Origin of the sequence: Streptococcus suis, assembly GCF_019794615.1 — a bacterium.
In the GTDB taxonomy this organism is placed as follows: domain Bacteria; phylum Bacillota; class Bacilli; order Lactobacillales; family Streptococcaceae; genus Streptococcus; species Streptococcus suis_AI.
Window position 1 is genome coordinate 1 of sequence record NZ_JAIMDU010000052.1, and the last position, 11,323, is coordinate 11,323.

Consider the following 11,323-nt stretch of genomic DNA (forward strand, 5'->3'; position numbering starts at 1 on the left):
CTTTGATAATGGCATAATTGATTGTGTTTTTAGATACTGATTTTTTAACTCTCATAGATTCGCACCTCACTCTATTATACCACAGTACGAGAAAGTACGCAAGAAATGTATACAAAAATTTGACAAAAAAATAGCGCTATATCAATGATTAGAGCACTTTTGCGTCATTCAAACTGTCAAATTCCCGATACTTCACAATGATATGTCACTTTTTTTATCAGTTAAAGAGAGTTCGGACTCATATTTGTGACTAATTTGTGATATAATAGAAACACTACTGTGTTATACTTTAGAAAGTGTGAGGTATACATGTTAAACTTAAACCAATTATTTGATTCAGGCTATTGGTCAAGTTTGATAGCAAGTCCATGGACTGCTCTTCTTCACCTAATAGATATTAGTATTGTTGCTTATTTGATTTATAATTTTAGTAAGGCCATCGCTGGAACTAAGATTATGACCCTCATTCGAGGAGTATTTCTTTTTATTATTGCTCAAATCGTAGCAAGTATTTTTGGCTTACAAACGATAGCTTGGTTGATTAACCAAGTTATCACTTATGGTGTCATTGCAGCGGTTGTTATCTTTGCTCCTGAATTTCGAGCTATGTTGGAAAAGCTCGGACGAACAACTCAGATTTTTACGACAAATACCGTCAGTGCGGAAGAAAAATTAATAGTTGCCTTTCTTAAGTCGGTAGCTTACATGTCTCCACGGAAAATCGGAGCCTTAGTGGCGGTAGAGCAAGCACAAACCTTGCAGGAGTATCGATCTACCGGAATTCCATTAAATGCAGATGTGTCCAGGGAACTTTTAATTAATATTTTTATTCCCAATACTCCTTTGCATGATGGGGCAGTTATCGTTAAGGAGGACAAAGTCGCGGTAGCTTGTGCCTATTTGCCTTTGTCTGAAAGTGCAGGGATATCTAAAGAATTTGGGACACGACACCGCGCTGCAATTGGATTGTCGGAAGTATCAGACGCCTTTGTCTTTATTGTTTCAGAGGAAACGGGCAGTATCTCTACTGCACATAATGGCATTTTCAAACATGATCTGACCTTAGAAGAGTTTGAAGCAGAGTTACGGGCTACTTTTATTCGAGAACCTGATGTCAAACAATCTGTATGGAAACGATTGAGGGGAGGCAAGAATGAATAAAAAGTTTAGAACAGTTGGTCATCTCGCCCTATCTATTTTTTTAGCCCTCTTACTCTTTTTCTATGCTACGACAACCAATTATAAAAATTCAGAGTCATCTGCGAGTAATACCGAATCAGAAACCTATGTTCATACTTTAAGTGGCGTCCCAATTGACATTGAATACGACACGGATAAGTATTTTATATCTGGTTTCTCCTCAACTGTGGCTGTCGAGTTACGAGGATCCAATCGTGTACTTCTACAACGAGAATCTGATGAATCGACTCGCACCTTTCAAGTTATTGCAGATTTAAGAGAGTTAACGGATGGCACGCAAACGGTTAAATTACAATTAGCTAATCTACCAGCGGGTGTCAGTGCCACATTGGCACCAGATGCTATTACTGTTAAAATCGGGAAAAAAGTTAGTCAGAGTTTAGCCGTTGAAGGGGTCATTTATAGCAATCAATTGGCAAGTGGTTATAGTGTGTCTAAAGTCACTGTAGATGTCAGCTCTGTAAAGGTGACTACTGATGAAGAAACCATGGCAAAAATTGATCATGTGGAAGCAGTTGCAGTTGATATTAGTAATTTAGACGCAAATTATAGTGGTACAGCCAAGCTACAAGCAGTTGATAGTGATGGAAATGTCTTGCCAGTGGTTTTATCTGAAACAGAAGCAAATATGCAAGTCGTTGTTACACAAACAAAATAAGGAATGAATAAAAATGGCTAAATATTTTGGTACGGACGGTGTCCGTGGAGAAGCAAACGTAGAATTGACGCCAGAATTGGCATTTAAACTAGGTCGTTTTGGTGGCTATGTCCTTAGTCAACATGAAACGGATGTCCCTCGAGTTTTCGTGGCGCGTGACACACGTATTTCAGGACAAATGCTTGAGTCTGCTTTGGTTGCAGGTCTTTTATCAGTAGGTATTCATGTATATAAACTTGGTGTACTCGCAACACCTGGTGTTGCCCACTTAGTCAAAGCAGAAAAAGCTAGCGCAGGGGTTATGATTTCTGCAAGCCACAATCCAGCACAGGATAATGGAATTAAGTTCTTTGCTGGTGATGGTTTCAAATTAGATGATGCATTGGAAGCAGAGATAGAAGCTCTTCTTGATGCGGAAGAAGATACATTACCACGTCCATCTGCTCAAGGTTTGGGTGATGTAGTGGAGTATCCAGAAGGTCTACGCAAGTATCAACAATTTTTAGTGTCAACTGGTACTGAATTAGAAGGTATGAAAGTTGCTTTGGATACAGCTAATGGTGCAGCGGCAACTTCTGCTCGCCAAATTTTTGCAGATCTGGGTGCAGATTTGACGGTTATGGCTGAAAATCCAGACGGTTTGAATATCAATGAGGGTGTTGGTTCTACGCATCCTGAAAAATTGCAAGAATTAGTTAAGGAAACAGGTAGTCAAATAGGCCTTGCCTTTGATGGTGATAGCGATCGATTGATTGCTGTAGACGAAAATGGTGATTTAGTAGATGGCGATCGCATCATGTATATCATTGGTAAATACCTTGCTGATCGTGGTCTATTAGCCAAAAATACAATTGTGACCACAGTTATGTCCAATCTCGGATTCCATAAGGCCTTGGATCGTGAAGGAATTGAAAAAGCTGTGACCGCAGTTGGAGACCGTTATGTGGTCGAGGAAATGCGCAAAGAAGGTTACAATATTGGTGGTGAACAATCTGGTCACGTAATTCTTATGGATTATAACACCACAGGTGATGGCCAATTGACCGCTGTGCAACTGACTAAAATCATGAAAGAAACAGGTAAAACCTTGTCAGAATTGGCGGCAGAAGTTACGATTTATCCACAAAAATTAGTCAATATTCGTGTTGAAAACAGCATGAAGGATAAATCTATGGAGGTTCCTGCTATTGCAGCTATCATTGAAAAGATGGAGGCAGAGATGGCAGGGAATGGTCGTATCTTAGTTCGTCCAAGTGGGACTGAGCCACTATTGCGTGTTATGGCGGAAGCCCCAACAGATGCTGAGGTTGACTATTATGTAGATACAATCGCAGATGTGGTTCGTGCTGAAATCGGTTTAGATTAAAAGAGTAAACAGGGAGTGGGAAAGAACTCGACCAGTCTAAAAAGAGTTCGTCTTCCCACCCCCGCACAGTTGATTAGGTCAGATTTCGAGTGTGAAACACGAACAAATCTGCCAATCAACCACTGCGCTGAGATGTTGACACGAACTCTGAGAAGCGAGGTTGGACTTTCTGCCCAGCCTCTTTTGTGAGGAATTTATGAGTATTTTAGAAGTAAAGAATTTGAGCCATGGCTTTGGTGACCGTGCAATTTTCGAAAATGTCTCCTTCCGTCTCTTGAAAGGGGAACATATCGGACTTGTCGGTGCCAATGGTGAAGGGAAATCGACCTTCATGTCCATCGTGACAGGTCAATTGCAACCAGATGAAGGGAAGGTTGAATGGTCACGTTATGTAACGGCAGGTTATTTAGACCAGCATGCTAAATTAGAAAAGGGTCAATCAGTTCGTGACGTCTTACGCACAGCCTTTGATGAATTATTCAAAACCGAAGCTCGTATCAATGATATTTATATGTCAATGGCTGAAGATGGGGTTGATATTGATGCTCTTATGGAAGAGGTTGGAGAACTCCAAGATCGTCTGGAAAGCCGTGATTTCTATACGCTGGATGCCAAGATTGACGAAGTAGCTCGTGCTCTTGGTGTCATGGAATACGGTATGGACAAGGATGTGACGGAGTTATCAGGGGGACAACGGACTAAAGTTCTTTTGGCAAAATTGCTCTTGGAAAAGCCAGATATCTTGCTCTTGGATGAACCAACCAACTACTTGGATGCTGAGCATATTGACTGGCTCAAACGATATTTGCAGAACTATGAAAATGCATTTGTTTTAATTTCCCATGATATTCCATTCTTGAATGATGTGATCAATATTGTTTATCATGTTGAAAACCAATTATTAACTCGCTATACGGGTGACTATTATCAATTCCAAGAAGTCCATGCCATGAAGCGTGCACAATTGGAAGCGGCCTATGAACGTCAACAGAAAGAAATCTCTGATTTGCAGGATTTTGTGAATCGAAATAAGGCTCGCGTTGCTACTCGAAATATGGCCATGTCTCGCCAGAAGAAGTTGGATAAGATGGAGATTATTGAACTTCAGTCCGAAAAACCAAAGCCATCCTTCGACTTCAAAATGGCACGCACACCAAGTCGATTTATCTTCCAGACCAATAATTTGGAAATAGGATATGATCGCGTTTTAACACGCACACCGCTCAATTTAACCTTTGAGCGTAACCAAAAGATTGCCATTGTCGGTGCCAATGGTATTGGTAAATCCACCCTTCTCAAAAGTCTTCTAGGCATTATTCCACCGCTAGGAGGAACTGTTGAGCGTGGGGAGTATTTAGAATTAGGTTATTTTGAACAGGAAGTTGCTGCTGGTAATCGTCAGACGCCACTAGAAGCGGTATGGGATGCCTTTCCTGCACTTAATCAAGCAGAAGTCCGTGCTGCCTTGGCTCGCTGCGGTTTAACCTCTAAACATATCGAAAGCCAGATTCAAGTTCTTTCAGGTGGAGAACAGGCTAAGGTTCGTTTCTGTTTGCTTATGAACCGTGAAAACAATGTACTTATCCTTGACGAGCCGACCAACCATTTAGATGTGGATGCCAAAGATGAACTTAAACGAGCTCTCAAAGCCTACAAGGGCTCTATTCTCATGGTCTGCCATGAGCCTGATTTCTATGAGGGCTGGGTTGACGATGTTTGGGATTTTAATGAATTGACTTAAGAAACAAGCTATCGAAAGGGGCTTTTTCTTTGTATGTATACTATAATAGAATGAGCATAGTAAAGGAGGTAAAAATATGAAAAGAAAAGAACGAGGTCATATTGGCTAGGTCTCAAGCGAGGAAAGAAAAATGACAGATTATGTAAACTACAACCAAGAACGTTGGAATCGGGTTTCAGCTAGACAGGGAAATGGCTATACGGTTCCGCTCAGTCATGAGGAATTTCTTGTTGCCAAAGACAAGCCCTTGTCCGTTTCTTTGACAGTTGGAAAGACAGTTCCACTTGACTGGTTTGAAAAGGCTAGAGGGAAAAAATTATTGGGACTAGCTTGTGGAGGTGGTCAACAGGGACCGATTTTTGCAGCTCATGGTTATGAGACGACTATAATGGATTTTTCTCTGAAACAGTTGGACAAGGATAGGTTCGTTGCTGAGCGAGAAAATTTAGATTTACAGACGATTCAGGCAGATATGACACAAGCTTTTCCTTTTGAGGATGAAACTTTTGACATTATTTTTTGCCCTGTTTCAAATGTCTATATTGAAGATTTGACCAATATGTGGCAGGAGTCTTATCGGGTTTTGAAAAAAGGTGGCCTGCTCATGGTTGGCTATATGAATCCATGGATATATGTATTTGATGCTGATGATGTTTGGGAACATCTGGAAAATTCTTTGACCCCTAAATATAGCCTGCCTTTCAATTCACGTCAATTAGAAGAAGCAGGACAACTTACGATTGACCCGGAATATGGCTATGAATTTAGCCACACCTTAGAAGAACAGATTGCTGGGCAATTACGAGCTGGTTTTGCCATGATTGATTTTTATGAATCAAAGGATCAGCGCAATCGCCTGTCCCAATTTGGTTCAGATTATCTGGCGAATTTGTCCATAAAATGATAGAGTTAAGCTACCGAAAGGTAGTTTTTTTGATTATATAGTTATTTTGCGAAAATGAGTATCGTCTGAATTTTATTAGATAGTTTCAAAATACTTGACATATTGATAGATAGGAGTATAATTAGAATTGTTCTAAAGAAAGTTTAGAATCATTATAAATTGGAGGCGATAAGTTTGAAAAAGATAAGGGTTAATTGATTTATTGTTTACCCCAATTTTGGGCGCACTAAAAAGAGGTCTTGAAACCTACTAAAAAATTAAGCTACATTAAAGCCGTGTTGCTGTGCAAAACGAATGGCATCTTTTATAGACATTGTCTTATTTGGATTTCTGACTTCAGTCAATCCTTGTAAGGTAGGATTGTACTGTTCCTGTTTTAGAAGGACTTGGTGGATAGCTACTAGTAGTCTACGACAGATAGCGATAATCGCCTTTCTGTGCCCACGTCGCTTCTTAAGTCTAAGGTATTTATTTCGCAACTCAGGATGCTTCTCTGATTTGACAACAGCGTTAGCGATTTGGACGAGAAATGGTTTGAGGTATCTGCCACCTTTGGAAATACGAGTGGAGAATTTCTTCCCAGCACTTTCGTTGTTTGCAGGGACTAATCCAGCCCACGAACAGAGTTTGCCAGCGGATTCAAAAACAGACATATCTGCCCCAATTTCTGAAATTACACGTAGGGCTGACAGTTCTTCATTGAACCCAGGCACGGTTTGAATGAGCTTTACTTGTTCTTGGTATTCTTGTCCTAGCTCAAGAATCATCTGTTCTAGGTCCTCTTTACAAATAGTTAAGGCATCGTAATGAGCTTTGATGACTCTAATTTTCTCAGCTTGTTGGGGAGTCAAGTCTCCCTCAACAGCGATTTCTAAGTCTTGAATCTTATCCTTCATTCTCTTGTGAACCAGCTGCTCTATATTCGGTTTGTCTTCCGGATTGTCAAGGATGCTCTTGATAATAGCTTGAGCACTTTTTCCGAACACATCGGAAACAACACTAGCAATCTGGATGTTAGACCAAGTGAGGCAGTTTTGATAGCGATTTTTTTCGCTAACTTGAAGTTGCGTGAGCTTCATGCGGTAACGAAAGAGATCCCGAAGTTGCCTGATTTTAAGCGGAGGGATAAAGCTAGAAGCGACTAAATCGTGTTTAAAGAGGTCGGCAATCCATTGTGCATCCTTCTTATCGGTCTTCTTACCCCGAATCGCCTTCACATACTTTGGGTGAGCCAAGCAGATGCTGCAGGTAGTTTCTAGGATATTGAAGACAGGAATCCAGTATTTACCAGTAGATTCCATACAGACATCGAAGCAGGAATAGTATTCCAACCATTCTCGTAGCTGAGTTAGTCCATTTGTAAAGGTTGAGAAACGCTTACGATGGTAGCTAGTGATGCCCTGTTTGTCGGTGATGGCAACAACCGCTACGATAAAGGTTTTATGCACATCAATGCCACAACAATTGGGGTAAACAATTTTTAACATGAGGGGTCTCCCTTCACCAAATTTGAGATGAACCTATCCCTTGACTGCTCATCCCTTTCACAAACGAGTCGCTTATCCAAATATAAGTTTACGTGCTCAGAGTCACAGTTAGTTGTGCTTGATAGGATGAACTACACCTATAACTATTCGAGGTAGTGGCTATACCACTCGCTTAATCACCTCTCCGTGATTTGTAGTAGTGATAGGTCTTCTCACTTTAATTATAGTCCAAAACAAAGAGTACTGCACTTTTTCATTCAGTGTTGTGCCTTGAGTGAAACGAAAGGAATGAATTATAACTATGACAATGAAAGATTATGGAAAAGATCCATTTGTAACCAATATTGAAACTGCTACGCTAGAAAATACAAACTATCGAACAGCAATTTGGACTGGTGAATTGCTTCAAGTGACCTTGATGTCCATTCCAGTCGGAGAAGATATTGGTGCGGAAGTGCACAATGAAAACGATCAGTTCCTCCGCATTGAACAAGGTCATGGCCGAGTTATCATGGGTAAATCTGCTGAACAGATTACCCTGGATAGAGAAGTTGGACCAGAAGATGTTATCTTGATTCCTAACGGTACCTACCATAATGTCATCAATATTGGCCAAGAAGACCTCAAAATCTATTCTATCTATGGACCAGCCCATCACGCTCATGGTACGGTTCATGAAACACAAGCTATTGCACTTGCTGCGGAAGAAGCTGAAGAACATGGTCACTAATACACCGATTTTTGAACTAAAATCCGTCGGCTTATCTGATAAAGGTAAGTCGATTTTGACTGATATTCATTTTTCTGTTAGTGAAGGTGAGCGTCTAACCTTGGTTGGGCCTTCGGGTAGCGGAAAAAGTAGCATCTTAAAATTATTGGCAGGGCTTACTTCAGCAACTCAAGGCCAAATTCTTTTTAGAGGAAAGGAAATAGAGAAGCTGGATATGCCCACCTATCGAAGAGAAGTTTCCTATTGCTTTCAACAACCAGTACTTTTTGGAAATACAGTCGAAGACAATCTGCGTTTTCCATTCACAGTGAGGCAGTTAGAATTTGATAAATCAAAAGTGATTACAGCCTTAAAAAATGTAAATTTAGGTGAAGATTTTCTTACCCAAGGGATTACAGAATTATCAGGTGGTGAAAAACAACGTGTCGCTCTTATCCGCAATTTACTTTTTGAACCTCAAGTTTTGCTTTTAGACGAAGTTAGTGCAGGGTTAGATGCGGAGACCAAAGCTATTGTGAATCAACTCCTTACTGATTACCACGCAACTGGAAAAACATTAATTGAAGTGACACATGACCAATCAGAAATTGATGGAGCTAAGCATATTTTGAGAATGAAAGATGGGAGGATGCAAGCATGAACTCTGTTTCAGTAGATAATTTATCCCTAGTCTTAATTTTCGGCTTGGTTCTACTTGCGATGGGGATAAGCCAAAAAGAGAAACTTGGGCTGACAAAAGATATTTTAGTAGCGGTTGTCCGTACGATTGTTCAGTTATTCGTTGTTGGCTATATTTTAAAATTTATTTTTCAAGTTTCGAATGTTTTCCTCAGTTTGGGTATGGTGTTGATTATTCTTTATAATGCCAGTGTACAAGCAAATAAACGCAATCCAAACAAGAACAAAAAGCTGATTTATCCTTTTCTTGCTTTGCTCACTTCCACCAGTATCACTTTAGGATTATTACTATTATCAGGTGCCATCCAATTAATACCTTCTCAAGTCATTCCAATTTCAGGGATGTTGGCTAGTAATGCAATGACAGCAATCGGTCTATCCTATCGAGCTATGTACCGGTCCTTTACTGATAACCGCCAACAGGTGTTGGAAAAATTAAGTCTAGGGGCAACGAGTAAATTGGCTTCACAGGAAATTTTGCGAGAATCCATTCGGACTGGTATGCAACCGACAATTGACTCAGCCAAAACTGTTGGTTTAGTCAGTTTACCAGGAATGATGTCTGGACTGATTTTTGCAGGAGTAGACCCTGTCCAAGCCATTCGCTATCAGATTATGGTCATGTTCATGCTGCTATCAGCAACCAGTCTCGCATCTGTTATAGCCTCATATGCGGCCTATAAGACTTATTTTACAGATAGGACTCAGTTAGATTTTGAATAAGGAAATTGATCTTTCTGTGTGAAAGGTCATTTTTTATCAGTGAAGTCTGCGAAAATATGATAAAATAGACTTACTTTGATACTGAAAAGGAGAAATTATGACAGTAAATTTTAGAGCAGAGTTTGACAAACGCAAGGACGAGTTTCTAGCGGACCTCTTTGATCTCTTACGCATCAATTCTGAGCGTGACGACAGCCAGGCAGATGCCCAGCATCCATTTGGACCTGGCCCAGTGCGTGCCTTGGATAAGTTTTTAGAAATCGCTCAGCGTGATGGCTATCCAACCAAGAACGTTGACAACTACGCAGGTCACTTTGAATTCGGCGAGGGCGACGAAGTCCTCGGTATCTTTGGTCACTTGGACGTGGTGCCAGCAGGAAGCGGCTGGAACACCAATCCATACGAGCCACAAATCATCGACGGTAAGCTCTTTGCCCGCGGATCTTCTGACGACAAGGGACCAACCATGGCTTGTTACTACGGCTTGAAAATCATCAAGGAGTTGGGTCTTCCAACCTCTAAAAAAGTCCGTTTCATCGTTGGTACCGATGAAGAGTCTGGCTGGGCGGACATGGATTACTACTTCGAGCACGTCGGCCTTCCTTTGCCGGATTTCGGATTTTCTCCAGATGCTGAGTTCCCGATTATCAACGGGGAAAAGGGCAATATCACAGCTTATTTGCATTTTGCGGGGGAAAATAGCGGAGCTGCTAAACTGCATTCCTTCACTGGTGGTTTGCGTGAGAACATGGTGCCTGAGTCTGCGACAGCTATTATTTCTGGAGACCTTGCAGACCTAGACAACAAGTTGGCAGATTTCACAGCAACTTATGGCCTAAATGCTGACGCGGAAACTCTTGAAAACGGTCAAGTTAAAGTCACTGTCATCGGAAAATCAGCCCACGGTTCAACCCCAGAAGAAGGTGTCAACGGAGCAACCTATTTGGCAAAATTCCTCAGCCAATTCGCCTTTGAGGGAGCAGCCAAAACCTATCTTGACTTGGCAGGACAAGTCCTTCTGGAAGACCACGATGCCCAAAAACTCGGCGTAGCCATCTACGATGAGCAAATGGGTGCCCTTTCTATGAACGCTGGAGTCTTTAAGTTTGATGAAACCTCATCTGATAATACCATTGCCCTCAACTTCCGTTATCCAAAGAATACCAACCCAGAAACCATCAAGGCTGGTTTAGAAAAACTTGGCGTAGAAGCTGTGAGCTTGTCTGAGCATGGTCATACTCCACATTATTGCCCAATCGATGACCCAATGGTCGCGACCCTCTTGTCTGTTTATGAAAAACACACAGACTTGAAAGGTCATGAACAAGTGATCGGTGGCGGAACATTTGGACGCCTGCTCAAACGTGGCGTTGCCTACGGAGCCATGTTCCCAGGCGATGTCAACACCATGCACCAAGCCAACGAATTTATCGAAGTGGAGCAACTCTACCGTGCAGCTGCCATTTACGCAGAGGCTATCTATGAATTAATCAAATAGTATGAAGACGGGGATGCCCGTCTTTTTTAGGAGGAAATATGGAATTGAAAGAACTTTGTTTTTCAGACATGGAAATGGTTAAAGAATTATTTTTATCTGTTTTCAGCCAAGAACCTTGGAATGATGATTGGTCAGATGAGGAACAATTAGATTGCTACATAGGCGATTTACTGGGACACCCAAGAGCACTCGGTTTTGGCTTATTTGATCAAGAAAAATTGATAGGGCTGTCACTCAATGTCATTAAGTTAACTAATCTATCACATTTTGTGGTAGGTTAGTTTTTTATGTTACACTAGAAATAAAAGGGGAAAAATCATGCTAGACCAGATTAAAGC

At 41.1% G+C, this 11,323-nt stretch carries 11 protein-coding genes; 10 read left to right on the plus strand and 1 reads right to left on the minus strand.

Annotation, left to right across the window (positions count from 1 at the left end; translation table 11 throughout):
• Nucleotides 1-309 precede the first annotated feature (309 nt).
• The 5 genes from cdaA to K6V43_RS10800 all read left to right on the plus strand — a co-directional run bounded on the left by cdaA (nt 310) and on the right by K6V43_RS10800 (nt 5,869).
• On the plus strand, nt 310-1,161 hold the full coding sequence (gene cdaA, locus K6V43_RS10780) for a diadenylate cyclase CdaA (RefSeq protein WP_172040225.1): 852 nt from the start codon (nt 310-312) through the stop codon (nt 1,159-1,161).
• The gene (locus K6V43_RS10785; protein WP_172040226.1) at nt 1,154-1,858 is read left to right on the plus strand and encodes a CdaR family protein; all 705 of its coding nucleotides are present in this window, start codon (nt 1,154-1,156) and stop codon (nt 1,856-1,858) included. Before cdaA ends, K6V43_RS10785 begins: the two co-directional genes overlap by 8 nt.
• Before the next feature lie 13 nt (nt 1,859-1,871).
• Nucleotides 1,872-3,224 (plus strand): phosphoglucosamine mutase, encoded by a 1,353-nt coding sequence (gene glmM, locus K6V43_RS10790; protein WP_222383092.1) that lies wholly within the window; start codon nt 1,872-1,874, stop codon nt 3,222-3,224.
• A 196-nt stretch (nt 3,225-3,420) separates the two neighbouring features.
• Entirely contained in the window at nt 3,421-4,965 is a 1,545-nt protein-coding gene (locus K6V43_RS10795; protein ID WP_222383093.1) for an ABC-F family ATP-binding cassette domain-containing protein, read from the plus strand.
• A gap of 130 nt (nt 4,966-5,095) precedes the next feature.
• Entirely contained in the window at nt 5,096-5,869 is a 774-nt protein-coding gene (locus K6V43_RS10800; RefSeq protein WP_222383094.1) for a class I SAM-dependent methyltransferase, read from the plus strand.
• A 257-nt stretch (nt 5,870-6,126) separates the two neighbouring features.
• On the opposite strand, the gene K6V43_RS10805 is transcribed toward K6V43_RS10800, so the two are convergent.
• Complete coding sequence (locus K6V43_RS10805) at nt 6,127-7,356, minus strand: IS110 family RNA-guided transposase (RefSeq protein ID WP_222383095.1); 1,230 nt, start codon at nt 7,354-7,356, stop codon at nt 6,127-6,129.
• 295 nt (nt 7,357-7,651) lie between these two features.
• Here K6V43_RS10805 and K6V43_RS10810 point away from each other — a divergent pair, with 295 nt between their 5' ends.
• The 5 genes from K6V43_RS10810 (at nt 7,652) to K6V43_RS10830 (ending at nt 11,266) form a co-directional block, all read left to right on the plus strand.
• Nucleotides 7,652-8,086, plus strand: coding sequence for a cupin domain-containing protein (locus K6V43_RS10810; protein WP_202593196.1), 435 nt, complete (start codon nt 7,652-7,654; stop codon nt 8,084-8,086).
• Nucleotides 8,076-8,726, plus strand: coding sequence for an ATP-binding cassette domain-containing protein (locus tag K6V43_RS10815; protein WP_172103615.1), 651 nt, complete (start codon nt 8,076-8,078; stop codon nt 8,724-8,726). The genes K6V43_RS10810 and K6V43_RS10815 overlap by 11 nt, the downstream gene beginning before the upstream one ends.
• On the plus strand, nt 8,723-9,487 hold the full coding sequence (locus K6V43_RS10820; RefSeq protein WP_024396290.1) for an ABC transporter permease: 765 nt from the start codon (nt 8,723-8,725) through the stop codon (nt 9,485-9,487). Before K6V43_RS10815 ends, K6V43_RS10820 begins: the two co-directional genes overlap by 4 nt.
• Before the next feature lie 97 nt (nt 9,488-9,584).
• Nucleotides 9,585-10,985, plus strand: coding sequence for a dipeptidase PepV (gene pepV, locus K6V43_RS10825; RefSeq protein ID WP_261311829.1), 1,401 nt, complete (start codon nt 9,585-9,587; stop codon nt 10,983-10,985).
• 38 nt (nt 10,986-11,023) lie between these two features.
• A complete protein-coding gene (locus K6V43_RS10830; protein WP_261311830.1) occupies nt 11,024-11,266 on the plus strand; it encodes a hypothetical protein in 243 nt (80 codons plus the stop codon).
• The last annotated feature ends 57 nt before the right edge of the window (nt 11,267-11,323 follow it).